The following is a 24,282-nucleotide window of genomic DNA, read 5'->3' as shown; positions in this document are numbered from 1 at the left end:
GATGAGGGGGAGAAGATACATCCCTCACCCTGCCCTCTTCCAAAGGGAGAGGGCAGATACACGATAGAAAACCAGATCTGACTTACCACCAGCCCAGCAGATTGCGGCCCACCAGCGCGCCCCATACCAGCCCATTGAGGGCCAGCGCGATAAACACCGCAGCAGAGCCGAGATCCTTGGCGCGGCCGGATAGCTCGTGATGCTCAGGGCCGATGCGGTCGACCACCGCCTCGATGGCGGAGTTGAGGATCTCGACGATCACCACCAGCCAGCTGATGGTGATAAGCAGTAGGATCTGGTTGAGGGAGTCGCCAATCCAGAACGCCAGCGGCATCAGCAACAGGATCAGCATCAGCTCCTGCCGAAACGCCGCCTCGTTAATCCAGGCTGACTTGAGCCCCTTCATGCTGTAACCGGTCGCGTTGATGATGCGGGTGACCCCGGTTGCCCCTGGCTTTGCCACGCTATCTACCTCATTTGGAATCGATTTTGGCCTCACATCCTATCAGAGCCCCCCAAGGTTTCAATCAGGGGACTTTTGCTTTATTTTATCTCTTTGCTTTTTCGCCCCTTGCGGCTGACACCACCCACTCGAGACTTGAGTTGTATGTCCATTCACACAGATGAATTGCGCACCCGTCGCCTGGAGTCACTGATCACTCCGAGCGAGCTCGCACACGCGTTTCCGATCACCGATACCACTGCCCAGAATCTGCTGGATGCCCGTCGCGAAGTGGAAGCCATTCTGGCCGGAGACGATCAGCGCCTGCTGGTCATCGTCGGCCCCTGCTCCATCCATGATCCCGTCGCCGCCCACGAATATGCCCGTCGCCTCAATGCCCTGCGCGAGCAGTATAAAGCGAGCCTCTGCATCGTGATGCGCACCTACTTCGAGAAGCCGCGCACCATCGTCGGCTGGAAGGGGCTGATCAACGATCCTCGCCTCGATGGCAGCTTCGACGTCAACGAAGGGCTGAAACTGGCACGCAAACTGCTGGTCGACATCAACGAGATCGGCATGCCCACCGCCACCGAATTCCTCGATATGGTGACCGGCCAGTACATTAGCGATCTCATCACCTGGGGCGCCATCGGCGCGCGCACCACCGAATCCCAGGTGCACCGCGAGATGGCCTCGGCCCTCTCCTGCCCGGTTGGCTTCAAGAACGGCACCGACGGCAACACCCGCATCGCCATCGATGCGGTGCGCGCCGCCCGCCACAGCCACATCTTCTATTCGCCGGACAAGGACGGCAAGATGACCATCTACCGCACCGCCGGTAACCCCTTTGGTCATGTGATCCTGCGTGGCGGCCACCGACCCAACTACGACACCGCCAGTGTCGATGAAGCCTGTGAAGCGTTGGCCGATGTGGACCTGCCGGAGCGTCTGGTGGTCGATTTCAGCCACGGCAACAGCATGAAGGATCACCGCCGTCAGCTGCTGGTGGCGCAAGATATCTGCGATCAGCTGCGCCGCGGCCGTACCGGCATCGCCGGCATCATGGCAGAAAGCTTCCTGGTGGAAGGGCGTCAGGATGTGGAGAACGGCTGCGCCGCCACCTTTGGCCAGAGCATCACCGATGCCTGCCTGTCGTGGAGCGACACCGAAACCCTGCTGGCGATGCTGGCCGAAGCAGCACAGGTGCGCCTGAGCAAACAGGCTTGAACTGCGAATAAAACCAAAGGGGCCGGTATTTTTGATACCGGCCCCTTCTTCTTGCTGTCGGCCGATTACGCTTCGCTAATCGACCCTACATACGCGCTCTTTCCTATACACCCTACTTACAAACTGGGCATAAACCACACGCGCCCTGCCGCTTCGATGCGGTCGGTGCAGATCTGGAATACCTGCTCCAGCAGCGCCTCATCCACCAGCTCGACGCCCCCTTCACGCACCACTGCGCCCTGTTGCAGGCAGAGGATGCGATCGGCCCAGTCGATGGCCAGATTGATATCGTGGATGGCGAGCACCACCAGCAAGCCCTGACCGGCCAGTTTTTTCAGCAACCGCAGCAGTGCCAGCTGATGATGCAGGTCGAGCCCCGCCAGCGGCTCATCCAGCAGCAGCACCTTGCCGGTCGGATTGAGGCTCGGCCACACCTGCAACAGGGTGCGAGCAATCAGCACCCGCTGCTGCTCGCCCCCCGACAATCGGCTGAAATCCCGGGCCAACAAAGTCTCCAGCTCCAGTGCCTCGCACAGCGCCCTGATCGCCTCGTTCTGTCTGGCGGGATCAACCTCCTGATCAAGGCCCAGGCTCAGCACCTGAAACACCGGAATATGAAACAGCTGGGGCTGGCGCTGGGGCAGCATGGCGCGCCGTTTAGCCAGCTCTGGCCAGCTCAGGTCAGTGAGCACATCCCCCCCCAACAGCACGGAGCCATCGGCGGGCAAAATCCCCGCCAGCGCGCCGAGCAGGGTCGACTTGCCACTACCATTGGGGCCGAGCAGCGCCACCAGCTGGCCGCCATGCCAGCGGATATCGAGGGGAGATAGCCGTCCGGCAATGGCGAGCTCGCGCGCCTCCAGCAGCGGCGCAGCAGCACGAGAAGCAACAGAGATGGGATCAGCGGGCGACATCGGTATCTTGCCTCAATAGCAGATAGATAAAGAGCGGTGCCCCCACCGAGGCGGTAATGACCCCGATGGGCAGCTCGCCAGCACTGAGTGCCGAGCGAGCTAACAGATCGGCCGCCAGCAGCAGGGCCCCGCCGCCGAGCGCCGAGGCAGGCAGCAGGAAGCGCTGATCGCTGCCGCCACAGAGCCGCAGCAGATGGGGCACCACCAACCCGACAAAACCGATGACACCACACAACGACACCGCCACACCGGTCAGCAGACAGACCGCCAGCACCAACCGCACCCGCATCCTGTCCACATCCATTCCCATCAGGCGGGCCTGGGTCTCCCCCAGCAGCAGCTGTTGCAGCGCCTTGCCCTGCCAGCAGAGCCAAATCAGGGTGAGCGGCAGCACCAGCCACCACCAGCCGAACTGCTGGCTGCCGTAAGAGAGGCTACCCATCATCCAGAACATGAATTCACGTAAGGAACCGTCGTCGGCAAAGTACATCAGCCAGGTCATGGCAGCATTGGTGAGAATGCCGATGGCGACGCCAAACAGCAGTAAGCGGGCATGGCCGAGACGGGCGCGGCGAGCCAGCCGAATGAGCAGCATGGTCACCAGCAGCGCGCCACCAAAGGCCGCCAGCGACAGCCCCCAGCCGGGCAGATAGAGGCCAAGGGATTTGGCCACCGCCATCGCCACCATGGCGGCCAGCCCCGCTCCGCTCGAGACGCCAAGCAGCCCGGGCTCCGCCACCGGGTTGTGCAGCATCACCTGCAACACGGCGCCGCCACAGGCAAGCGCCGCGCCTGCCAAGAGGGCCAGCAGGGCGCGCGGTAGCCGCAGCTCCAGCAGGATACGCTGTTCGAGATCGCCAAGGGGCTGCCAGGGCAGCAGCACAAACTCGCCCCAGACGAGGGAGAAGAGAAACAGCAGCAGGGTCAGCAACGTCAGGCCACAGAGCCAGCGCCGCTGCCAGCGCTGCTGGCGGGCGATAAGGGAGAGGTACAAGGATGATCCCCGACAATAACAAGGCTTCATCCCAAGCACTGTCGCAGCGCCGTGGGGAAGCAGGAAAAGGGCATGATAACAGTGGCTTGCCACCCAAGGTCAAGGCTGGTAACGCTTGGCCATCACGCTTATCTCGCCGCTGGCCACCAGATTTTGCAGCGCCACCAGCAAGGGCTGGCGCAGCGACTGGTGAGGTGAGTGCTTGCTCATCCCCAGATAGAGGGTCACCGGCGTGGCGGGTCGGTAGTCCGCCTTGCCTATCCGGCTGGCATTTCCCTGACTCAGGGCATAGTCCACCTGACAGTCGGTGCCGATCATCAGCGGCAGGTGACCGCGCTGCACCATGCGCAGCAGCTGATCTTCGGTGGGTACCCCGTGCTTGTCGAGGCGGCTGTCACTGTTGAAGGGCTCAAAGTAGACGGAGTTAAGCACATAGCCCACCTTCACCCCCTGCAGATCGCGGTATTGGTGGATCCGGGCCACATTGACCGGCTGACCATAAAACGCCGGCCAGCACTGGTAGTAGGCAGGTTGCAGATAGTCGATGAACTGTGCCCGCTCGGCGGTATAGGCGAGCCCAATCATCAAATCGACCTGACCGGTCTGCATCTGCTTGAGCGCCCTGCCCCACGGCATCCGCCGCACCTGCAACTCAATGCCGCTCGCCTGTTGCAACCGGCGCAAGATGTCCATATCGAGCCCCTGCAACCGGCCATCCGGCTGCAAAATGCGAAATGGCGGCCAGAGATCGGTGGCCACCGTCAGCGTCGGGGTCGCACGCACCGGCATGGCAAATAACAGTAACAACACTATCCCGCATAACTTGCCCATCCCGTCGCATACCTCGCACGGCTTATCCTGTTGGTTAAAAATACCCTCCCGCACCACGTATGAAAACCCGTGGTTCAGGGATAAAATGCGCCGGATTTTCAAGGAGAACCCTATGAACCCGATTTTCGCCAGTATCGGTCTGCTGCTGTGCAGCAACGTTTTTATGACCTTCGCCTGGTACGCTCACCTCAAGAGCATGAACCATAAACCCTGGATCATTGCCGCGCTGGTGAGCTGGGGTATCGCCCTGTTCGAATATCTGTTACAAGTGCCCGCCAACCGCATCGGCCACACTGTGATGAGCGTGGGCCAGCTGAAAATCCTGCAAGAGGTGATCACCCTCACCGTATTCGTTCCCTTCTCTATCTTCTATCTCAAAGAAGATCTGAAATGGGATTACCTCTGGGCAGGGCTCTGCATTCTCGGTGCGGTCTTTTTTGTCTTTCGCGAGAAACTGACCGGCGCCTGAGGCTGTACACTCAATATCATCCCGCTTATGGCATCTCCTTGATAGACGAGGCAAAACAATGGAATTGCGAGACATGCTACAGATCCTGGCCCAGCAAGATGGCTCGGACCTTTATCTCTCAACCGGAGCCCCTCCCTGCGCCAAATTCCACGGCGGCATGCGGCCTCTGAACGACACGCCACTGGCGCCCGGCGACGTGGCCAGGATCGCCGCCGAGATCATGGATGGCGAGCAGAAACAGCAGTTCGAGAAGGAGCTGGAGATGAACCTTGCTATCTCCCTGCCCCAGATCGGCCGTTTCCGGATCAACATCTTCAAGCAGCGTAACGAAGTCTCCCTGGTGGCCCGTAATATCAAGACCGAGATCCCCCGCTTTGAAGATCTCAAACTGCCACCCGTGTTGCTCGATACCATCATGGAGAAGCGGGGACTGGTGCTGTTTGTCGGCGGCACCGGCTCGGGCAAATCCACCTCGCTGGCGGCGCTGATCGACCACCGCAACCGCAACAGCGGCGGCCACATCATCACCATCGAGGATCCGGTGGAGTTCGTGCATCGTCACCGCAAGAGCATCATCAACCAGCGGGAAGTTGGCGTGGATACCCGCAGCTTCCACGCCGCCCTGAAAAACACCCTGCGTCAGGCACCGGACGTCATCCTTATCGGCGAGATCCGCGATCGCGAGACCATGGAACATGCGCTGGCCTTCTCCGAAACCGGCCACCTTGCCATCTCCACCCTGCACGCCAACAACGCCAACCAGGCGCTGGATCGCATCATCAACTTCTTCCCCGAGGAGCGCCGTCCGCAACTGCTCAACGATCTGGGCAACAACCTCAAGGCCTTTGTCTCCCAGCGACTGGTGAAAACCACCGATGGCGGCCGCCGGGCGGCAGTGGAGATCATGCTGGGCACCCACACCATCCGCGACATGATCAAGCGCGGTGAATTTGGCAGCCTCAAAGAGGTGATGGAAAAATCCAAAGCCCTCGGCATGGTCACCTTTGACAGCGCCCTGTTCGATCTGGTGGTGGAAGGGGTGATTGAGGAGGAAGAAGCAGTGAAGAACGCCGACTCGGCCAACAACCTGCGCCTCAAGATCAAGCTGTGGAAAGAGAAGGGGCAGATCGCCAGCAGCAGCGATGCCACCGGCTGGAGCCTCGAACCCACCAAGGACGAGAAAAACGATCACTTCTAGTGCTCACCTGCCCCCCGGGCCTTAATCGGCTCGGGGGGCTACCACTTTTCTCGAGACACACGCCTACCGCTCAACTACCGATCAACTGCAGCTCAACTACCGATCAACACCAGCGGCGAACACGCAGGCAGTAGCGAGCATACTCGTCGCCAAAGCGGGCGCGCAGCAACCGCTCCTCCGGCATGATCTGAAAACGAGTCAACCAAACCACCAGCATGATCGGCCCCAACCAGACCCATACTCCACCGAGATAACAACCCCAGGCCAACAACCAGCAGAGTAGCCCCAGATACATGGGATTACGGCTGAGGCGATAGACACCGCAGGTCACCAGATGGCTGGTGTGCTGAGGCTTGGTGGGGCTGACCGTGGTCTGGTGGTGGCGAAACCGTTGCAGGGCACCAAAGCCCATGATGGCTCCAGCCACAAAAAGCGTGGCCATCAGTACCATGACCCATACTCCGGGTTGCCCCTCTCCCCTTAGACACCACATGGTTCCTGCACAGAGCAGGAAGATCAGTGGTGGTGGCAAACGTAACTCAAGATTGACCATTTTCTTCCCCTGACGAGTGTCGGCTGATGCCTTGTTGCGGTAGACTCGCAATCGGTCAGCGCCTGTTTAAAGTAACAAAGATCATAATAATAACAACAGGTTGTGGTGAAACCACAGCCAATATTGACGCTCTCATCCACACTATCCAACGCGAACAACAAAAAGGAATCACCATGCATAAGAAAACGCTATTGGCTACCCTGATCTTCGGCCTGCTCGCGGGCCAAGCCATTGCGGCTCCCTACCTGCCCCTTGCGACGGATCATCGCAACGGTCAGGAGCAGACCGCCAGCAACGCCTGGTTGGAAGTGGATCTGGGTGCCTTTGAACACAATATCCAGACCCTCAAGGATCGCCTCGGCGACAAGGGCCCGCAGATCTGCGCCATCATGAAAGCCGACGCCTATGGTCATGGCATCGACCTGCTGGTCCCCTCCGTGGTCAAAGCCAATATCCCCTGCATCGGCATCGCCAGCAACGAAGAGGCGCGCGTCGCCCGCGAGAAGGGCTTTACCGGTCGTCTGATGCGGGTGCGTGCCGCCACGCCGGATGAGGTGGAGCAGGCCCTGCCATACAAGATGGAAGAGTTGATCGGCAGTCTGGTGAGTGCCCAGGGCATCGCCGACATAGCCCTGCGCCACCACACCACCATTCCGGTGCATGTCGCCCTCAACTCCGCCGGTATGAGCCGTAACGGCATCGACCTGCGTCTGGCCGATGCCAAACAGGATGCGCTGGCCATGCTCAAGCTCAAGGGGATCACCCCGGTCGGTATCATGACCCACTTCCCGGTGGAGGAGAAAGAGGACGTCAAGATGGGGCTGGCCCAGTTCAAACTGGACTCCCAGTGGTTGCTGGAAGCGGGCAAGCTGGATCGCAGCAAGATCACCATCCACGCCGCCAACTCCTTCGCCACCCTGGCCGTGCCGGACGCCTACTTCGACATGGTGCGCCCGGGCGGCCTGCTCTACGGCGACTCCATCCCCTCCTACACCGAATACAAGCGGGTGATGGCGTTCAAGACCCAGGTTGCCTCGGTCAACCACTATGCGGCGGGCAACACCGTCGGCTATGACCGCACCTTTACGCTCAAGCGTGACTCCTGGCTCGCCAACCTGCCGCTGGGTTACTCCGATGGCTACCGCCGAGCCCTGAGCAACAAGGCCTATGTACTGATCCAGGGTCAGAAGATGCCGGTGGTCGGCAAGACCTCCATGAACACCATCATGGTGGATGTGACCGATCTCAAAGGGGTGAAACCCGGCGACGAGGTGGTGCTGTTTGGCCGTCAGGGTGAGGCCGAGGTGAAACAGGCGGATCTGGAGGAGTACAACGGCGCCCTGCTGGCGGACATGTACACCATCTGGGGCTACACCAACCCCAAGAAGATCAAACGCTGATAACGCGATATGAGCAAGGGCTCCCGCGGGCCTGTCTCTTATACAAAAATCCCCGAGCATCGCTTGGGGATTTTTTTGAACTGTGTTCCCTTCCGTGATCTAAACCTGTCAGCGCCCCATCAAGGTTCTAACATGCCCCTCACTCAACCTGCTTAATGGCCTCAGGCCCAGTTTGACCACGCCAACTTCAACGACCCCAGACACACCAGAAGGAAGGTTCCGTTCGCCACCGAGCATACTTACCAACCAGAGCCGAGTCACGCCCTGCTGGCGCACTCTCTTGGGCATCCATAGGTGTGATCAAGAGACAGCCGACGGGCCCTTTTATTGATCATGCGCCCTCACGCCGGAGCATCCCCTGTGGTGACTTGTCGCACAGTTTGGCTCGCCTTTCAGATTGATAAATCGCTTATCTTGTTTTGATTCAACAGGTTAAAAAAATCCCCCCAAATACTTCAAATGATTACCCCTAAATCCGATCGTGATCACATTTATCCCGGTCACTAAGGGGTAGCTTGGTGTTACAGGCACAGACAAGCGTAACCAAGGAGGTTCCATTACATGTTCCCGGAGTACAGAGATCTCATCTCTAGACTGAAGAGCAGTGATGTCCATTTCCAGAAAAAGTTTGACTTGCATAACGACCTGGATGAGGAGATTAAGAAACTGGAAAAGCACCACGCCAGCGACTTTAGCTCTGAGGTGAAGGATCTGAAAAAACAGAAACTTAAACTGAAAGAGGAGATATACGACATCCTCAAACAACATCCACACTAGATGCCTCGAAGATTACCCGGATAAGCAATTTATCCCCCAGCCCGGCTCAAGAGCCGGGCTTTTTGTTATTCCTGTCAATTAGTTGACCCACAGCGCTATCGACAGCGTCCGTTGTTTGTTACATTTTTGCCTTGGGATGCAATCAATAAGGGCGATGATAACATGCGTAAAAAACGGCCATTTTATCATCTGTTGCTACTTTGCCTGCTCTCTTGCTGCCACTCTCTGCGAGCCCAGCAGCTGGAGTTATGGCATTCCCAGCAGGCCGGTTATGTCATTGATCAGGTGATAGCCCGCTTCAATCAGGAGAGCGGCCACCAGGTCCGGGCACTCCAGTTCGAGCCCGACAAGATCAAGGCAGATATTCTGCTGGCGGCCCAGGCCAAAGGGCTGCCCGACCTGATGCTGGTCCCTTCCGATTTTATCGGCCTCTATCAGCAGATGCGGCTATCGCCCATCCCTGAAGAGTGGTTCTCATCCGAACTGATGAACAATGCTCTGCACTATGTCACTCTCGATGCCCGGCGCTGGGGCATGCCCATGATGCAGGGCAACCATCTGATGCTGTTTTACAACAAGGCGCTGGTATCGGCCCCAGTGACCCGGTGGCAGCAGCTGGCCGCCATCACACCGGCCCTCAAGGCCAAAGGGGTCTACCCCGTCAGTTGGCCATATAACGACATGTACTATTTCGCCGCATTTTTACACACCTTTGGTGGTACACCGGTTAGCAAGGGGCGCATCACCCTCGATACCCCAGCCATGGTGCAAGCGCTGGAGGCCTACCGCACGGTTGCCAGCGAGCAATGGATCGACCCCGACTGCGACTATGACACCGCCCTCACCCGTTTTAATGAAGGTAAGAGCGCCTACCTCATCAACGGGGACTGGGCCTTCAATGACCTGGTGAAAAACATGGGGGATCAGCTGGGAGTTGCCCTGCTGCCCGACTGGCAAACCCGTCCCATGCACTCCATGAGTGGTGCTTATGTAATAACGGCCTCCCGCAGCTCGATGGAAGAGAAGGATCGACGGGATGCCATCCAGGCACTGCTGACCTTTATCCAACGCCAGGATATCCAGCAGTTCATCTATCAACAGGGGGCATTGCTACCGGTCAATCAGCAGGCCTTTACCACCATTAGCCGCCACCCAACCCCGCTGGCAAAAGTGCTACTGGAACAGTTCACTGTCACCATTCCCATGCCCTCTGACAGCGCCATGTCTATTGCCTGGCAGGCGATGGACAAGGGATTCGAGCGTTTCAAGGAGGGGCTCAGCGCCCCCGAAACTGCCCGCTATATGCAACAACTGGCAGATCAACAATATCGGCAGGTCACGTCACCATGAATCGCCGCACCTTTCGTCTGGGCCCAGCCCTCATCATCATCCTGTTTACCGTTGCGTTGCTACCCGCCCTGCTGGCCAGCACGGTACTGCTGATCCGCCAGCACCAGATCATCGCCCAGAGCGAACAGTCACAACTGGAGCGAGCCCTCACCAGCATGACCCGCGAGGCGCGCTTTCGCAGCGAGCTGACCGGCACCCAGATCAACCAGCTCAGCCAGGATCGGGTGCTCCATCAGGCCCTCGACAACTTCCTCTTCTCCAGCCATGCCCGGCTGGCTTTGGCCACCTTCATCAAGTCCAACAGCCTGCTGACCTCGGCCTATCTGATCAATGACCAGGGACAGGTGGTGGAGTACATCCATGGTCAGGCATCTCACCTCGAAGCGAGCAACCTGATGCCGCAGCTGATGGCCTGGAGCAAGACCCGCGAGGCCAAACAGGGCAAGCATCTGCTGCTGCCCGTCGATGATCCCGTGCTGGTCGGCAACATGGAGCAGGAGCACAGCGGTGGGCTGGCGCTGGTGGCCCCCATCTATCGCAACCACCAGCGCGCTGGCGTAATGCAGACACCCTCTGGCTTCGTGATGGCTATCCTCCCCTGGCGACAGATGGCCCACCTGCTGGAGCCCTATCTCAAAGGAAGCGAGTATCTGGTGATTTCGCAGGGAGCGTCTCGTCTCTACCAAGGCATCCACCATGGTGACAAGGCGGTGGATGACCGGGCACCGAGCCAGATGGCGCAGCCCCTGGTCATCAGCTGGCCCCAGCTGGAGAAGGATCTCACCCCCACCATCACCCTTTACAGCTATAACGCCGACAGGGTCAGCGAACTCAACAAATCCCAACAACTGCTGACCGGCAGCATCGTCGTCATGTTGTTACTGGTGGTCATCAGCTGTGTCTGGCTCACTCGCTGGTTGACCAGACCACTGCGCTCGCTGGCTGAGCTGGTACGTAGTTATGGCAAGGGCAACTATCAGCAACGGCAGGCGCCGCTGCGCTTTGTCGAGTATGACGAGGTGCGCCAACTGCTGCAGGAGATGGCCTACACCATCTCGGCTCAGGTGCGAGCACTCTATCAGCAGAACCAACAGCTGCAGCTCGCCAATAGCGAGAAGGAGACCTTCAACCAGCGACTGGTCGGATTCAACGACGAGCTGGAGCAAGAGGTCGCCGCGCAGACCACAGCGCTGCGCTTGGCCCTGAGCCGGGAAGCGCGTAGCCGCCATATCCTGCAATCCTGGCTGCAGTTTGGCCTGCACCAGCAGCTGGATTTGGATATCGCCGAGCTGGCCAGCTCAGCCCTGCTGCAGATCTCCGAGCTCTATCCCGGGCACAGCTGGGGACTGGTGATCCGCCAAGACGGGCAAGAGTGCTACGCCCTGACCCAGGGGGTTGATATCGCCATGCGCGGAATATTTCAGGAAAAACTGGCCCAGCTGATGGATGAGGATGCCAAATATTCCGAATGTTTGTGGCAGCAGGAGCGTTGGAAGATCATGACCCTGCCAGGCAGTCAGAGCGGTGTCAGATTCGGCTATCTGATGGTCAGTGCAGAGGGACTGGAAACCGAAGACAGAGCTATCCTGCGACTATTTGTCAAACAGCTGGCGGTGGGCATAGAGGGACGCCTCTTCACCGATGAACTGGCGCGGGTCGCTCGCACCGACAACCTCACCGGGCTGCCCAACCGGCAAGCATTCGAAGAGACATTTCAGCACTATCAGGCGGTGCTGGCACGCCATCCCGAGCGCCATCTCGCCCTCTTTATGCTCGATCTCAACGGCCTCAAGCGTACCAATGATCAATATGGTCACGAAGCCGGCGATGCCCTGTTGAATCATATGGCTCAACAGCTGCGTACCCTCTGCCGTCAAGATGAGCAGATCTTCCGGATCGGCGGCGATGAGTTCGTGTTGCTGGCGGAGGCAGATCATCTCGCCTGTCAGCAGTTGGCAGCCCGACTGGAGGCGAGCCAGCAGAGCACCACCGTACAGCATGGTGAGCACAGCTTTCCGCTGCGCTTTGCCATCGGCTGGAGCAGCAGCGACCAGACCCCGTTGACCGAACTCAGCAGGGTGGCAGACGAAGCCATGTATGCCGATAAAGCACGCTTCTACCACGGCCAGCCGTGACGAGCACCGGCACTGTGGTTGGCGAGCCTTTCGCCAACGCCCTGATTAGCTAGCAAAAATGGCGCGCAACGCTAGACGTAGCGCGGGCCATGGCTAAGATAGGGGCTCTTGAAATCGCGATGTGATAGGGAGTAGGAAATGGAGTTAGTACTTGGCCCGCTGGAGGCCCGTGTCATCGGCTGCCTGATTGAAAAAGAGATCTGCACCCCGGATCAATATCCCCTCTCCCTCAATGCACTGGTGAACGCCTGCAACCAGAAGAGCAACCGCGAGCCGGTGCTGGAGCTCTCCGAACTCGATATCCGCGCCGTCATAGACGAGCTGATCCGCAAGCGACTGGTGGTCAACACCGCCGGTTTCAACGCCCGGGTGCCCCGCTACCAGCACAGATTCTGCAACACCGAATTTGGCGAGCTGAAATTCAGTGCCCAGGAACTCGGCATCGTCTGCGAGCTGCTGCTGCGCGGCCCGCAGACCCCGGGTGAACTGCGTTCGCGCACCAACCGCCTCTGCAGCTTCGATGATGTCACCGAGGTGGATGCCACACTTGCCCAGCTCATTGAACAGGGCCCCTTCGTGGTCAAGCTACCGCGCGAGCCGGGCAAGCGGGAATCCCGCTACGCCCACCTGTTTAGCGGCGAAGTGGATATTCAGGCGATGATGGATGCGGCCCCCGCGGCGGCCTATGCCTCCCCTGCCGCCGATCGACTGAGCGAGCTGGAGCAGGAGGTGAGCGAGCTCAAGAGCCGCCTCGCCGCCATGGAAGCGCGGCTGGCGGCACTGGATGGTCAGGGCTGATCGCGTTTACCATCGCCAATCTCTATCAGGGAGCCGGGGCTGATGTCCCCGGCTCCCTGCGTTTTTCATCGTGAGGAAGTGCCCGTGATCACCCTGATTAAAGAGTCTGACCACCAGAAGATGCCCTGGAAAAACCAGCAAGGTACCACCAGCCAGATCCTCATCTCCCCCAAGGGGAGCAGCCTTGCTAAGCTCGACTTTGACTACCGGTTAAGCTCAGCCCCCATAAAGAGTGCGGGCCCCTTCTCCCCCTTTCCCGGTTATCAGCGCATTTTGCTGCCGGTGAGCGGGGCAGGCTTTGTGCTCAACGGCCACCCCTACGCCACCTTCGAGGCGGCGCACTTTAGCGGCGATGAGGAGACCCACTGCGAGTTGCTGAAAAAAGAGGTGACCGATCTCGGGCTTATTTACCATCCGGATCGCATCAGTGCCAACGTGCGGGTGCTGAACCTCCCCTTCCCGCTGACCCTCACGCTGGAGGCAGAGAAAACCTACCTCTGCCACCTGCTGAGCGGCCAGCTGACCATGCAGGGCAAAGAGGTGGCCATCAACGAGACGCTGGTGGTGACAGGGGAGGAGAGCATTCACTTCGAATGCCAGAAGAAGACTGCCATAGCCTTCTTTACCCTGCAGGCCAAATAGCGCGAAAGTCGTCGGTGTGCAGTCATACCATGCCACGCCACACACAAGCGACAGAGACGAAAAAGCCGGGCAATCCCGGCTTTTGCTATTAAGGCTACCGGCTCGATGCCGGTAACCGCCTTAGTTGACCTTGAAGGAGCCCTTCATCATGGCGAAGTGGCCGGGGAAGGAGCAGAAGAAGGTGAGATCCTTGCCCGCCAGACCGTCGGTCTTGAAGGTAACGCTGCTGCTCTCGCCGCCGCCAATCAGCTTGGTGTGGGCCAACACCCGGGGATCATCCTTGGGCAGATAGCCATTTTCGGCACCCGCACTCATCCCCGCGGTCGCCACGGTCTGATAGTCGGCGGTGCTAGCCAGCACCCAGTTGTGGCCCATGGCAGCAGCCGGCAACTTGCCAGTGTGGTTCAGGGTGACCGTCACCTCTTTACAGGTAGCCGGCACGCTCATCTCTTTGAGGTTGTACTGCATGGCATCATTGCCTTCGATGACCAGTGCACACTCATCCGCCAGCACGGGGGCAGCCAGGGTACTCAGAAACAGCAGGGTAATCGCCTTTTTCATCATCTTCTCCTTTGATTGGCAATGGATGGCAACGACTTGGCGGATGCGGTTCGCACGTCGTAAAGATGCCGTCTAAATCGACCTTCATTTTACTCAATTGTCTTCAATCGGCGATGGCTTTTGGCCAAAGCTGCGGGCCAGGTCACCAGACGGTGCCGCACTTGTCGATCTCCCCCCTCCGGGTGGACCATACGACCCGCGGCGGCCACAGGTTCAAAACTGTTTAATTTTTTCTGCCCTTTTCCCGCCGATTGCCCCCATCAGGGCTCGCCCGGCGGGCGCCCCTTGGCTAAGCTGGCAACCCGATATGAACCTTCTCCAGATGAGAGTGCCGGATGATTGCGATGCCCCCCGTGGCGGCCCTGCGTGGCCTGCTGCTGATCCTGCTGTTGGCGCTGGCCGGCTGCCAGCCCACCCCGCCTGCCCAGACCCGTATTCAGGGCAAAACCATGGGCACCTACTATGTGGTGACCCTGAGCGATAGCTACCCCGGCGGGGAGCCCTCCCTCAAAAGCGACGTAGAGAGCCTGCTGGCCCGGATGAACAAGGAGATCTCCACCTACGATCCGGGCTCGCTCATCTCCCGTTTCAATCAGGGGCCCGCCAATACCCCGTTTGCCATCCCACCCGCCATGGCCATCATCGTCCAGCAGGGCATTGATGCCGGTAAGCTGACCGACGGCAAGCTGGATGTGACCGTGGGGCCACTGGTCAATCTGTGGGGCTTTGGCCCCGACAAACGCCCGGTCAAGCGGCCTGATGAAGCAGCCATCGCTGCCGCCCGCCACAAGGTGGGCATCGACAAGCTGACCCTGACCCCGCAGGGGGATCACTTCCTGCTCGAAAAAACGATCCCGGATCTCTATCTCGACCTCTCTACCCTAGGTGAAGGGGCTGCCTCCGACGAGATTGCCGCCCTGCTCGAGCACAAGGGGGTACACAACTACCTGATCGAAGTGGCCGGTGCGGTGCGCAGCAAGGGCAACAACAGCAAGGGCTCGCCGTGGAAAGTAGCCATCGTCGAACCCTCCGATCAGCCTGGGGCGTTTTCCGATATCGTCATCCCCAACGGCATGGCGCTCAGCACCGCGGGCAGCTATCGCAACTACTACGAGATGGATGGCCAGCGCTACTCCCATATCATCGACCCCGCCACCGGCCAGCCGGTCACCCACAAGCTGGTCTCGGCGAGCGTCATCACCCCGACCGCGCTGGAGGCCGACGCCCTCGATACCGCGCTGATGGTGATGGGCCCCGAAGCGGGGATGGCATTTGCCAAACAGCACAAACTGGCGGTCTATCTCATCATCAAGACCGAACAGGGATTCAAAGCCGAGTACACGCCCCAATTCGCCCCCTATTTGGCGAAAAACTGATAGAGATGCGGACAGAAAAAAGCCCGTGAACAGAGGGCTCCGTCAGCGGGGCCTTCTCTTTGGATGCGCCGGAACATGAGGTGTCGTATGCAATCAGCTACTTGGCCAATTGCCTCTGCGGGCGCTTTGGTGGCACACTTTCTCCCATCCGCCCGCAGCGCCTCGACCCAGACAGATGCAGACACCTGAACAAGAGCCAGAAAAAAAGAGCCCAGCCAAGCCCCAACGCATTCTGATGGTCAATGAGCAGCGCTCGTTTCAGGTGATGATGAAGGCGATGCTGATCAATCTGGGTATCAGCAACATCACCTACTCCAATACTGCCGAGGATGCGCGACGCCGCTGCCAGAAGGGCAGTTTCGACATCTATCTCATCGATTACGATCTGGGGATAGGCGAAAATGGCCGCCAGCTGCTGGAGAGCCTGCGCGACAAGAGCCTGATCCCGCCCCAAAGCGTGGTGATCATGGTGAGCGGCGACAGCTCTCGCGCCATGGTGCTGAGCGCGCTGGAGGCCGAACCCGACGAATACCTGATGAAGCCCTTCTCCCAGGAGCAGTTCTCGTTTCGCCTCAAACGCGCCCTCGCCCGGCACAACGCCCTGGCCACGGTGTTTACTGCACTGGCCGAGAACAATCTGCCTGCCCTGATCGCCGCCTGCGCCGAGCGGGCCGATGCAGTGCCCCGTTTTGCAAACTACTGCCGCTGCGTGCAGGCCGATACCCACCTCAAGCTGGATCAGGCGCAGGAGGCGCGCTCTTTGATGCGCCAGTTGCTGGCCGGGCAGGAGAACAGCTGGGCCCGCCTGACACTGGGCAAGGCGTGCAACACTCTGGGGCTCCATGAAGAGGCGGCCAGCCACCTGCAGGCAACCCTCAAAAATACCCCGCTGATGGTGGAAGCTCACCGCTGGCTGGCGGAATCTCTGCTGGCCCTTGGCAATGACGAGCAGGCGCAGCAGGAGCTCAGGCGGGCAGTGGATATCTCCCCCCAGTCGGTACAACTTTCCCGCCGTCTGGCGGAAGTGTGCCTGCAGCGCCACGACTACGCCCAGGCTAAAGATGTACTGCTTTCGCTGATCGATTTGTCGCGCAACTCCATCCACCGCACCCCCCACTATCTGGGGGCCTATATCCAGACCCTGACCCTCTATGCCCTCAACAGCAACGACAGCTATCACATTGCCAACCTGCAAAAACAGGTCAACTCGGCCCTGTCGCGGATCCGCGATTCGCTGATGATGTCGGAGTTCAACTACCCGGTGTTCGAACAGATCTGTCAGGCGCGGGTACAAATTGCGCTGGGAGAGCTGCTCAAGGGCAAGAAGATGCTCTATCGCGCCAACCAGAACTGGCTCGATGAACCGGCCACCATGCCCCCTGCCCTGCTCGGCGAAACCATCCTCGCCCTCTATCAACTCGGCGAGTTCGAATATGCCGAAAGCCTGCAGAGCCTGCTGGCGGAGGATGAAGATCGGTTGCTCACTACCTGCATTCAGGCGACCCGGGATGACAAGACGGTACTGGAACGGCGCCAGCGCTATCAACAGCTCAACGAGCTGGGGATCAAGGCCTATCAGGCCGGTGAGCTGGAACAGGCGCTCGGCCATTTCCGCGAAGCCCTGCGCCGCGCCCCAGCCAATACCGGCGCGGCCCTCAACAAGATCCAGGTGTTGCTGCAACTGATGCAGAAAAACCGCAAGAGCCCGGAGTTTGGCGCCGAGTGCAAAGAGACCCTGGACGTGCTCGACGGCATCCCCCTCAACCCGGCCCAGCAGGAGCGTTTTCGCAAGCTGCGGCAGGAGTTTACCCAGCTCAGCTAAGTCGCCACCACACCCTCTTTTCCCCGCCTATGCTGAAACCAGTTCGGCAATACGAGGGAAACGAAGATGGCGATGTGTCGTTATCTGGTGGCCGATGGCCGCCACTGCAGTGAAGAAGCCGGTGAGCACGATCTCTGCCACTGGCATGATCCCCACAGACCCCATCAGGAAGCTCACACCGCCGAGGCGCTAGAACAGTACGTTCGCGCGGGCGGTCTCTGCCATGGCCTGCAGTTGTCACGGGCCAATCTGGCTGGCCTCAATCTGGTGAGCAAGGATGCCGATCAGGGCTTCCTGCTAGAGCAGTGCAACCTCTATCGCGCCGACCTGAAGGGTGGTCACCTCTACGGCCTGCGCATGAAAGGGGGCAGCCTGATGAAAGCAGATCTGAGCGATGCCAACCTGCAGTGCGCCGCCCTCGATGACGTCAACCTGCTCGGCATCCGCTGGCACAACACCCGACTCGACAACATGCAAACCGGCAAACGGGTGATGCAGGACCGCAAGGGGCGACGTGAGCGGGACCCCAAACAGGCGCGTGTCTGGTTCAAGGAGGCGGAAGAGACCTACCGGGATCTGCGTAAAGCCTCCGAGGCGCAGGGGATCTTCACCATGTCCGGCAACTATATCCAGCAGGAGCTCACCATGCGCCGGCTGCAACTGCCGTTCTGGTCGGCCCAGCGCTTCACCTCCTGGATCGTTGACCTGTTCTGCGGCTATGGCGAGGCCCCGATGCGGGTGGTGCTGTTCTCTCTGCTGCTTATCTTTATCTGCAGCATTTTTTACTTCTTTTTTGGCCTGAACTTTCAGGGCGAGTACCTCATCTATCAACCCAATGCGCCCTTCGAGCAAAATGCTATTTTCCTGCTCGAATGCCTCTACTACAGCGTGGTCACCTTCACCACCCTGGGCTATGGCGACTTCACTCCGGTCGGCCTCTCCAGGATTTTCGCCGCCTTCGAGGCCTTTACCGGCAGCTTTACACTGGCACTGTTTGTGGTGGTGTTTGTCAAGAAGATGACCCGCTAGCATTGCCGATACACATGCCGGTTGGGTCGGCGCTATTTCAGCGCTGGCCCTTATGCCCCGGAACTTGCATCCACCGCAGATTCCGAGTCCAATAGCGGCTTATAAAAATGACATGAGCATCCCGAACATGAAAATCATCTCTTTCAATATCAACGGCCTGCGCGCACGCCTTCATCAATTGCAAGCCATCATCGACAAGCACCAGCCCGATGTGATCGGCCTGCAAGAGATAAAAGTACACGATGAAGCCTTCCCGCTCGCCGATGTGGAGGCCATGGGTTATCACGTCGAGTTTCACGGCCAGAAAGCCCACTACGGGGTGGCAATCATGAGTAAAAAGAAGCCGGTCAAGGTGGAAAAGGGCTTTCCCACCGATGACGACGATGCCCAGCGCCGGATGATCATGGCCACCTTCGAGCGAGAAGACGGCTCCCTCATCAAGGTGATGAATGGCTACTTCCCGCAGGGTGAAAGCCAGGATCACGAGACCAAGTTCCCGGCCAAGCAGAAATTCTATGAGGATTTGCAGCGCTATCTGGAGACCAACCACACCCCGGATGACCCACTGGTGTTGATCGGAGATGTGAATATCTCCCCCACCGATCTCGACATCGGCATCGGCGAGGCGAATCGCAAGCGCTGGCTGCGGGATGGCAAGTGCTCTTTCCTGCCCATCGAGCGGGAGTGGATGGAGCGCCTGAAAGGGTTCGGCCTCACTGACACCTTCCGCGCAGCCAATCCCACCGAGTGCGAGCGCTTCTCCTGGTTTGACTACCGCTCCAAGGGCTTTGACGAGAACCGCGGCCTGCGCATCGACCTCATCATGGCCTCCGATGCGCTCAAAGATACTGTCACCGAAACCGGTATCGACTACGAGCTGCGCGGCATCGAGAAACCCTCCGACCACGCCCCTATCTGGGCCTGCTTCGCCTGATGCGGCGCACGGTTGACCGATGAGCCGCTGCGAGTTTGCAAACTGTGAAGCGGCTCGCGGTGGCCCGCGATAAAAGGGCGTAAACAGCCTATCCAGACAAGGTGCCTCAGGGCACCTTCTTTTTGCAGCAAGGAGTGCCTGACGTGACCACCACGCAACTTCCCCTCTCTACCGCCCGCTTTCTGGCACTGCGCCTGTTGCCGGGTGAAGATCTGATCGCCGGATTACGCGCGCATATTGCCCGGCACGGCATACAGGCGGCCTGGATCGCCGGGGCGGTCGGTAGCCTGACCCACGCCAACCTGCGCTATGCTGCCCAGCCCGATGGCACCCTGCTGGAAGGGGCCTTCGAGGTGATCGCCCTCGGCGGCACGCTGGATCCCGAGAGCGAACACCTGCACCTCTCCATCTCTGACGAGCAGGGGTTGATGCGCGGTGGCCATGTGCTGCCCGGTTGCCGGGTGCGCACCACCCTCGAGCTTGTTATAGGGGAGCTGCAAGAGTACCGTTTTACCCGCGCCCCTTGCCCCCAATCCGGCTATGAAGAGCTGCTCATTACCCCCAGAACCTTGTGAGGATCACTATGTCCGTCAGTAAACTTTCCAGCTACAACCTGGCCTTTATGGTCATCTGCATCGCCATCAACATGGTGGCGGGACAGGCGGTCTCCATGCTCAAGCTGCCCATCTTCCTCGACTCCATCGGGACTGTGCTCTGCGCCATTCTGGCGGGCCCCTGGATGGCGGTCGCCACAGGTCTGCTCACCAACCTGCTGTGGGGACTGCTCACCGGCCCCATAGCCGCAGCCTTTGCGCCGGTCGCCATGATGATTGGCCTCAGTGCCGGACTGATGGCGCGCGCTGGCTGGTTCAACAATCTGCCCAAGGTAGTGGTGAGCAGTGTGGTGATCACCCTGGCGCTCACCCTGGTGGCTATTCCCATCCGCTCCTACCTGTTTGGTGGCGCCACCGGTAGCGGTGCTGACTTTATGGTTGCCTACCTGCACGCCATGGGCAGCGATCTGCAAGAGTCGGTCGCCGTCACTGTGCTCGGCACCAACCTGCTGGACAAGCTGCTAACCGTGTTGATCGCCTGGGGGCTGGTACGCCGCCTGCCGCAGCGCACCCTGCGCCACTTCCCGCAGATGGCCGCCGTGCGCTAATGCACCCGTTTACCTCCCTCGCTCTCTGGCTGTGGTTTTCGGTCACGGCCAGCGTGCTGCCGCCCCCTTGGCTCTGGGGCTGGAGCCTGCTGCCGCTGCTCGTCTTGGTGCTGCTGCCGGGGGCTCGCTCCCGGGTCAAGCTGGTGCTGGCAGTAATGCTGCCGCTGGGACTGGGGCTCTATCTGGTGCACGGCCCCTGGTTGCGGATCCTGCTCGGCATGCCAGAGGCTCCTGCCAGCGAAGCGTTCCCCATTCTGCCCCTCTGGTGTCGCCTGCTCGCCTGCCTGGCCAGTGCCCAGCTCTGGCTGTGGGCGGTCTCGACCGAGCGGTTTGTCCATGCGCTGTTTGCCAGCCGGCTGCCCATCGCCCTCTCCTACCTCTGCTGTGGCCCGCTGCTGCTCAAAGAACAACTAGGCCACCAGCTGCGCGCCATCAAGGAGGCACAACTGGCCCGTGGCGTCCCCTTTGACGGCCATCCGCTGGCCCGGCTAAAGGCCACGATCCCGCTGCTCTCGCCGCTGGTCGGGCAGGCGCTGAGCGAGCTGGCGACCCGCAGTATGGCGCTGGATCTGCGCGGCTTTCGCAGCCAGCCGACCCGCACCCGCGTGGTCGAGATCCCGCAGCAGCGTAATGAACCGCTGCTACGCTACCTGTTGCTGTTGCTGGTGTTGTTGGAGATCGTCTGGAGGTGGTGGCCATGATCTCGCTGCAAGGGTTGACCATCGGCCATGCAGCCCACCCTGACCACTTTCAGCTGGGGCCCCTCGATATTGAATTGGGCGCTGGCGAATGGCTCACCATCCTCGGCGGCAACGGGGCAGGAAAATCCCTGCTGGCCCAGCTGCTGGCGGGGGGCTGGTCGCAGCTGCACCTCGACACCCTGGCCGGGTGTGGCACTATCCTTGGCACTCCCCACGACGCAGGGCAGCTCAATGAACAGGCGGCCCAACGCCAATGGGTGCAGCAATCCCCCTATCTGCAATTTTCCGGCTGCTGCTTTTCGGTAGCGGATGAGGTGGCCTTCGGCCCCGCCAATCTGGCGCTACCGGTGACCGAGATCACCCAGCGGGTAGCTGACGCCATGACTTGCTGTCACTGCGAGGAGCTGTCGACGCAACATCCCCTCTCCCTGTCAGGAGGGCAGGCCCAGCGAGTAGTGCTGGCCAGTGCGCTGGCGATGGAGCCCAGGCTGCTGATCCTGGATCAAGCCTTCAGCCGCCTGACGCCGGAGGCGAGCCACACCCTGCTGCGGCAGATCCGCCGCTACAGCGAGCAGAGCGGCTGCAGCGTCATCTTGCTGGAGCAGCGGCTCTTTCCGGCCGCTCACTATTGCGAACAGTTCGTGCTGCTCGACCATGGCCGCCAGCTGGCCTGCGGCGAGCTGGGCGAGGTGCTGCCCCATCTGCCTGGGAGGGTGATCCTGCCGGACTCCCTGCGCGAGGCGTTGCAGGCGCGCGACCCGCACCACCATCCCTACCCTTTGGCCATTTTGCGGGAGTTTTATGCTGAGCTTTGACCGCCTCTGCTTCTCATGGGCGCCGGACAATCCCTGCCTGCACGACATCACGTTGCAGATTACCAGCGGGGAACAGGTGGCCATCGTCGGGGATAACGGCGCAGGCAAGTCGACCCTGCTGCGACTGGCGGCGGGCCTGCTGGCCCCCACCTCCGGTACGGTGAGCTGGCAACAGCAGGGGCTCTGCGAGCAGCGGGCACTGGCGCGCGCCAGTCAGATCGGCTTTCTGTTTCAGGAGTCGGAGCGCCAGCTGTTTCACAGCCGAGTTGACGATGAGATCGCCTTTGGCCTGCGCCTGCAAAAGCGGCCGCGAGAGGAGATCCGCCAGCGGGTGGTGGCGGCGCTGGCACAGTGCGAGCTGACACAGTGGGCGGCATCCCACCCGCTCGATCTCGATGCAGGTCAGCGGCGGATGGTGGCGGTGGCCTGCCTCCATGCCATGCAGCCCGCCTTGCTGCTGCTCGACGAGCCGAGCCGGGATTTCGATCCCCGCTGGCTGGCCATTCTGGAACGCTGGCTGGCCAGTGAACGGGCGAAGGGCACCACCATAGTGGCCATCAGTCACGATGCCGAATTTGTCAGACGCAACTTCACTACTCTAATTGAGCTAAAAGCTGGCCGTCTGGTGGCCCACGGCCCCGCAGCCGAACGACTCTCAGCCCTTAATGGCTATAACCAACACGAGAAGAGCAGCGCCCTGCTGCTGGCAGCCCTCTCCCGGGCCGAACATCCCCGCTGACTTACTCCGTGCTCGGAAAAAGACATGAATTGTTCGTCAATCGTCAACCCCAATTGCCATACCGAGCAGCTTGGGTTCAGGTTATCCCCCTATCATCCTTGATTCCCTTAATAAATAAGTTGTTTTTTTTATCATGAAGTTAATGATGTGTATGGAACAACGCGCTGAACGCAGCCACCGGGATAGACCCAACAGGAGTTTGATGATGCAAGTGCCTAATGCAGGACGAAATAATTACAAACGCAGCTTGCTGACCCTGGCGCTGATTGGCGGACTGAGTGCCTGCGGCGATGACGCAACCCAGACAGCCCAGTCCATGCCTGCCGTGCCGGTGGTGGTCGCCGAAGCCACTCTGACCGATGTGCCGCTCACCACCGAGATGGTGGGAGAGACCGCCGGTTTTCGCGAGATTGATGTGCGCTCCCGAGTCAGTGGCATCCTGCTCAAGCGCACTTATGTGGAAGGCCAGCCGGTTACCGCCGGTCAGGAGCTGTTTGTGATCGACCCCGAGCCCTACAAGGTGGCGCTGGAGCAGGCCAAGGGTTCTCTGGCACAGGAGCAGGCCCGTCTCAACAAGGCCCGCGCCGATCGGGATCGCATCATTCCGTTGTTCAAACGTCAGGTGGTGAGCCGCAAAGATTATGATGACACCATCGCCAATTACGAAGGTGCTATCGCCAGCCTGCAAGCGGTGCAGGCCAAGGTGAAAGAGGCAGAGCTCAACCTCAGCTACACCCAGGTGACCGCCCCCATCAACGGTATGGCAAGCAAGAGTTCCCAGTCAGAAGGGAGCCTGATCGCCACCAGTGGTGATAATGGTCTGCTCACCACCATCACCCAATTTGATCCCCTCTACGTCAACTTCTCCTACTCGGAGCAGGATCGCCTCAAGTTTGACCATGCGATAAAAAAGGGATTGATTGAAGCCAAAGATGCAACCACCTGGCGCACCCATATTCGTCTGGCCGATGGCTCCCTCTATCCCCATGCAGGCAAGCTCAACTTCTCCGACAGCCGGGTCGATCCCCAGACCGGCACCATCCGTGCCCGCGCCATCTTCGACAATAAAGAGGGGGCGCTGCTGCCTGGCCAGTTTGTCCGTATGACCATTGATCTCGGTTTGCGCAAAAATGCCATCGTGGTTCCCCAACGCGCAATTGTTCAATCCCAGGCTGATCGCATGGTGATGGTGGTCGATGCCGACAACAAGGTGGTGCCACGCCCGGTTATGCTCGGCCAGAACGTTGACAGTGGTGTGCTGATCGACAGCGGCCTCAATGCCGGTGATCGTTACATCGTCGAAGGTCTGATGAAAGCGCGCCCCGGCGCCGTGGTCAAGCCGGTCTCTGCCGATGAAATGAACGCCATCACCACCAAGGTGATCGGCCAGTCTGCGGCCAAGTAAGGAGCTCG

Annotated in this window: 25 protein-coding genes; 19 read left to right on the top strand and 6 right to left on the bottom strand. The window is 59.9% G+C overall.

Annotated elements, in window-relative coordinates; all coding sequences use genetic code 11:
• Window positions 1-82: 82 nt before the first annotated feature.
• Window positions 83-463 (bottom strand): diacylglycerol kinase, encoded by a 381-nt coding sequence (locus BN1135_RS03300; protein ID WP_042018847.1) that lies wholly within the window; start codon window positions 461-463, stop codon window positions 83-85.
• 144 nt (window positions 464-607) lie between these two features.
• Here BN1135_RS03300 and BN1135_RS03295 point away from each other — a divergent pair, with 144 nt between their 5' ends.
• The gene (locus BN1135_RS03295) at window positions 608-1,669 is read left to right on the top strand and encodes a 3-deoxy-7-phosphoheptulonate synthase (RefSeq protein WP_042018846.1); all 1,062 of its coding nucleotides are present in this window, start codon (window positions 608-610) and stop codon (window positions 1,667-1,669) included.
• Between the two features lie 116 nt (window positions 1,670-1,785).
• On the opposite strand, the gene BN1135_RS03290 is transcribed toward BN1135_RS03295, so the two are convergent.
• From BN1135_RS03290 to BN1135_RS03280, 3 genes are all read right to left on the bottom strand, one after another.
• Window positions 1,786-2,583: an ATP-binding cassette domain-containing protein gene (locus BN1135_RS03290; protein ID WP_042018842.1), complete on the bottom strand. Its 798-nt coding sequence runs from the start codon at window positions 2,581-2,583 to the stop codon at window positions 1,786-1,788.
• Window positions 2,570-3,577, bottom strand: a complete 1,008-nt coding sequence (gene btuC, locus BN1135_RS03285; RefSeq protein WP_042018841.1) for a vitamin B12 ABC transporter permease BtuC — start codon at window positions 3,575-3,577, stop codon at window positions 2,570-2,572. Before btuC ends, BN1135_RS03290 begins: the two co-directional genes overlap by 14 nt.
• Before the next feature lie 99 nt (window positions 3,578-3,676).
• Window positions 3,677-4,408: a substrate-binding periplasmic protein gene (locus BN1135_RS03280; RefSeq protein WP_042018839.1), complete on the bottom strand. Its 732-nt coding sequence runs from the start codon at window positions 4,406-4,408 to the stop codon at window positions 3,677-3,679.
• A gap of 112 nt (window positions 4,409-4,520) precedes the next feature.
• Between BN1135_RS03280 and BN1135_RS03275 the strand changes: the two genes are divergently transcribed.
• Window positions 4,521-4,877 carry a DMT family protein gene (locus BN1135_RS03275; protein WP_005353120.1) on the top strand — a complete coding sequence of 119 codons (357 nt, stop codon included), beginning with the start codon at window positions 4,521-4,523 and terminating at the stop codon, window positions 4,875-4,877.
• Window positions 4,878-4,935: 58 nt separating this feature from the next.
• The gene (tapW, locus tag BN1135_RS03270; protein ID WP_042018838.1) at window positions 4,936-6,075 is read left to right on the top strand and encodes a type IVa pilus ATPase TapW; all 1,140 of its coding nucleotides are present in this window, start codon (window positions 4,936-4,938) and stop codon (window positions 6,073-6,075) included.
• A 103-nt stretch (window positions 6,076-6,178) separates the two neighbouring features.
• Here tapW and BN1135_RS03265 read toward each other — a convergent pair whose 3' ends face one another.
• Window positions 6,179-6,628, bottom strand: coding sequence for a methyltransferase family protein (locus tag BN1135_RS03265; protein WP_042018837.1), 450 nt, complete (start codon window positions 6,626-6,628; stop codon window positions 6,179-6,181).
• A gap of 173 nt (window positions 6,629-6,801) precedes the next feature.
• Between BN1135_RS03265 and alr the strand changes: the two genes are divergently transcribed.
• The 6 genes from alr (at window position 6,802) to BN1135_RS03235 (ending at window position 13,730) form a co-directional block, all read left to right on the top strand.
• On the top strand, window positions 6,802-8,028 hold the full coding sequence (alr, locus tag BN1135_RS03260) for an alanine racemase (protein ID WP_042018836.1): 1,227 nt from the start codon (window positions 6,802-6,804) through the stop codon (window positions 8,026-8,028).
• A 561-nt stretch (window positions 8,029-8,589) separates the two neighbouring features.
• Entirely contained in the window at window positions 8,590-8,805 is a 216-nt protein-coding gene (locus tag BN1135_RS03255) for an HP1242/YdcH family protein (protein WP_042018834.1), read from the top strand.
• A gap of 162 nt (window positions 8,806-8,967) precedes the next feature.
• Window positions 8,968-10,155 carry a sugar ABC transporter substrate-binding protein gene (locus BN1135_RS03250; protein WP_042018833.1) on the top strand — a complete coding sequence of 396 codons (1,188 nt, stop codon included), beginning with the start codon at window positions 8,968-8,970 and terminating at the stop codon, window positions 10,153-10,155.
• Complete coding sequence (locus BN1135_RS03245) at window positions 10,152-12,290, top strand: GGDEF domain-containing protein (protein WP_042018831.1); 2,139 nt, start codon at window positions 10,152-10,154, stop codon at window positions 12,288-12,290. The genes BN1135_RS03250 and BN1135_RS03245 overlap by 4 nt, the downstream gene beginning before the upstream one ends.
• 138 nt (window positions 12,291-12,428) lie before the next feature.
• Window positions 12,429-13,088 (top strand): YceH family protein, encoded by a 660-nt coding sequence (locus BN1135_RS03240; protein WP_042018829.1) that lies wholly within the window; start codon window positions 12,429-12,431, stop codon window positions 13,086-13,088.
• Between the two features lie 84 nt (window positions 13,089-13,172).
• The gene (locus tag BN1135_RS03235) at window positions 13,173-13,730 is read left to right on the top strand and encodes a HutD family protein (protein ID WP_042019263.1); all 558 of its coding nucleotides are present in this window, start codon (window positions 13,173-13,175) and stop codon (window positions 13,728-13,730) included.
• 120 nt (window positions 13,731-13,850) lie between these two features.
• Here the strand turns inward: BN1135_RS03235 and azu are convergent, their stop codons facing one another.
• Window positions 13,851-14,291, bottom strand: coding sequence for an azurin (gene azu, locus BN1135_RS03230; protein WP_042018827.1), 441 nt, complete (start codon window positions 14,289-14,291; stop codon window positions 13,851-13,853).
• 335 nt (window positions 14,292-14,626) lie between these two features.
• Between azu and BN1135_RS03225 the strand changes: the two genes are divergently transcribed.
• From BN1135_RS03225 to BN1135_RS03180, 10 genes are all read left to right on the top strand, one after another.
• Complete coding sequence (locus tag BN1135_RS03225) at window positions 14,627-15,667, top strand: FAD:protein FMN transferase (protein ID WP_042018825.1); 1,041 nt, start codon at window positions 14,627-14,629, stop codon at window positions 15,665-15,667.
• A gap of 175 nt (window positions 15,668-15,842) precedes the next feature.
• Window positions 15,843-17,489, top strand: a complete 1,647-nt coding sequence (locus BN1135_RS03220; protein WP_042018823.1) for a tetratricopeptide repeat protein — start codon at window positions 15,843-15,845, stop codon at window positions 17,487-17,489.
• Window positions 17,490-17,555: 66 nt separating this feature from the next.
• Window positions 17,556-18,518, top strand: a complete 963-nt coding sequence (locus BN1135_RS03215; RefSeq protein WP_042018822.1) for an ion channel — start codon at window positions 17,556-17,558, stop codon at window positions 18,516-18,518.
• Window positions 18,519-18,645: 127 nt separating this feature from the next.
• Complete coding sequence (xthA, locus tag BN1135_RS03210; RefSeq protein ID WP_042018820.1) at window positions 18,646-19,452, top strand: exodeoxyribonuclease III; 807 nt, start codon at window positions 18,646-18,648, stop codon at window positions 19,450-19,452.
• Between the two features lie 143 nt (window positions 19,453-19,595).
• Window positions 19,596-20,027, top strand: coding sequence for a PPC domain-containing DNA-binding protein (locus BN1135_RS03205; protein WP_042018816.1), 432 nt, complete (start codon window positions 19,596-19,598; stop codon window positions 20,025-20,027).
• Window positions 20,028-20,035: 8 nt separating this feature from the next.
• Window positions 20,036-20,614 (top strand): ECF transporter S component, encoded by a 579-nt coding sequence (locus tag BN1135_RS03200; protein WP_042018813.1) that lies wholly within the window; start codon window positions 20,036-20,038, stop codon window positions 20,612-20,614.
• Window positions 20,614-21,315, top strand: coding sequence for an energy-coupling factor transporter transmembrane component T (locus tag BN1135_RS03195; protein WP_042018811.1), 702 nt, complete (start codon window positions 20,614-20,616; stop codon window positions 21,313-21,315). The genes BN1135_RS03200 and BN1135_RS03195 overlap by 1 nt, the downstream gene beginning before the upstream one ends.
• Window positions 21,312-22,130 (top strand): energy-coupling factor ABC transporter ATP-binding protein, encoded by an 819-nt coding sequence (locus BN1135_RS03190; RefSeq protein WP_052443810.1) that lies wholly within the window; start codon window positions 21,312-21,314, stop codon window positions 22,128-22,130. The genes BN1135_RS03195 and BN1135_RS03190 overlap by 4 nt, the downstream gene beginning before the upstream one ends.
• Complete coding sequence (locus tag BN1135_RS03185) at window positions 22,117-22,869, top strand: energy-coupling factor ABC transporter ATP-binding protein (RefSeq protein WP_082186711.1); 753 nt, start codon at window positions 22,117-22,119, stop codon at window positions 22,867-22,869. Before BN1135_RS03190 ends, BN1135_RS03185 begins: the two co-directional genes overlap by 14 nt.
• Before the next feature lie 205 nt (window positions 22,870-23,074).
• Window positions 23,075-24,274, top strand: coding sequence for an efflux RND transporter periplasmic adaptor subunit (locus BN1135_RS03180; protein ID WP_042018810.1), 1,200 nt, complete (start codon window positions 23,075-23,077; stop codon window positions 24,272-24,274).
• Window positions 24,275-24,282 lie beyond the last annotated feature (8 nt).

Source organism: Aeromonas sobria, from assembly GCF_000820145.1.
In the GTDB taxonomy this organism is placed as follows: Bacteria; Pseudomonadota; Gammaproteobacteria; order Enterobacterales; family Aeromonadaceae; genus Aeromonas; species Aeromonas sobria.
This window is presented reverse-complemented; position numbering and strand designations above follow the sequence as displayed.

What these genes read in the sequence shown, in the direction of transcription:
- BN1135_RS03240 (WP_042018829.1), top strand. Translation starts at nt 12,429, where the DNA reads ATGGAGTTAGTACTTGGCCCGCTGGAGGCCCGTGTCATCGGCTGCCTG.
- BN1135_RS03245 (WP_042018831.1), top strand. Translation starts at nt 10,152, where the DNA reads ATGAATCGCCGCACCTTTCGTCTGGGCCCAGCCCTCATCATCATCCTG.
- BN1135_RS03200 (WP_042018813.1), top strand. Translation starts at nt 20,036, where the DNA reads ATGTCCGTCAGTAAACTTTCCAGCTACAACCTGGCCTTTATGGTCATC.
- BN1135_RS03265 (WP_042018837.1), bottom strand. Translation starts at nt 6,628, where the DNA reads ATGGTCAATCTTGAGTTACGTTTGCCACCACCACTGATCTTCCTGCTC.
- BN1135_RS03255 (WP_042018834.1), top strand. Translation starts at nt 8,590, where the DNA reads ATGTTCCCGGAGTACAGAGATCTCATCTCTAGACTGAAGAGCAGTGAT.
- xthA (WP_042018820.1), top strand. Translation starts at nt 18,646, where the DNA reads ATGAAAATCATCTCTTTCAATATCAACGGCCTGCGCGCACGCCTTCAT.
- BN1135_RS03215 (WP_042018822.1), top strand. Translation starts at nt 17,556, where the DNA reads ATGGCGATGTGTCGTTATCTGGTGGCCGATGGCCGCCACTGCAGTGAA.
- BN1135_RS03250 (WP_042018833.1), top strand. Translation starts at nt 8,968, where the DNA reads ATGCGTAAAAAACGGCCATTTTATCATCTGTTGCTACTTTGCCTGCTC.
- BN1135_RS03220 (WP_042018823.1), top strand. Translation starts at nt 15,843, where the DNA reads ATGCAGACACCTGAACAAGAGCCAGAAAAAAAGAGCCCAGCCAAGCCC.
- BN1135_RS03185 (WP_082186711.1), top strand. Translation starts at nt 22,117, where the DNA reads ATGCTGAGCTTTGACCGCCTCTGCTTCTCATGGGCGCCGGACAATCCC.
- BN1135_RS03180 (WP_042018810.1), top strand. Translation starts at nt 23,075, where the DNA reads ATGCAAGTGCCTAATGCAGGACGAAATAATTACAAACGCAGCTTGCTG.
- BN1135_RS03295 (WP_042018846.1), top strand. Translation starts at nt 608, where the DNA reads ATGTCCATTCACACAGATGAATTGCGCACCCGTCGCCTGGAGTCACTG.
- BN1135_RS03190 (WP_052443810.1), top strand. Translation starts at nt 21,312, where the DNA reads ATGATCTCGCTGCAAGGGTTGACCATCGGCCATGCAGCCCACCCTGAC.
- BN1135_RS03275 (WP_005353120.1), top strand. Translation starts at nt 4,521, where the DNA reads ATGAACCCGATTTTCGCCAGTATCGGTCTGCTGCTGTGCAGCAACGTT.
- BN1135_RS03225 (WP_042018825.1), top strand. Translation starts at nt 14,627, where the DNA reads ATGATTGCGATGCCCCCCGTGGCGGCCCTGCGTGGCCTGCTGCTGATC.
- BN1135_RS03195 (WP_042018811.1), top strand. Translation starts at nt 20,614, where the DNA reads ATGCACCCGTTTACCTCCCTCGCTCTCTGGCTGTGGTTTTCGGTCACG.
- BN1135_RS03290 (WP_042018842.1), bottom strand. Translation starts at nt 2,583, where the DNA reads ATGTCGCCCGCTGATCCCATCTCTGTTGCTTCTCGTGCTGCTGCGCCG.
- azu (WP_042018827.1), bottom strand. Translation starts at nt 14,291, where the DNA reads ATGAAAAAGGCGATTACCCTGCTGTTTCTGAGTACCCTGGCTGCCCCC.
- alr (WP_042018836.1), top strand. Translation starts at nt 6,802, where the DNA reads ATGCATAAGAAAACGCTATTGGCTACCCTGATCTTCGGCCTGCTCGCG.
- BN1135_RS03280 (WP_042018839.1), bottom strand. Translation starts at nt 4,408, where the DNA reads ATGGGCAAGTTATGCGGGATAGTGTTGTTACTGTTATTTGCCATGCCG.
- tapW (WP_042018838.1), top strand. Translation starts at nt 4,936, where the DNA reads ATGGAATTGCGAGACATGCTACAGATCCTGGCCCAGCAAGATGGCTCG.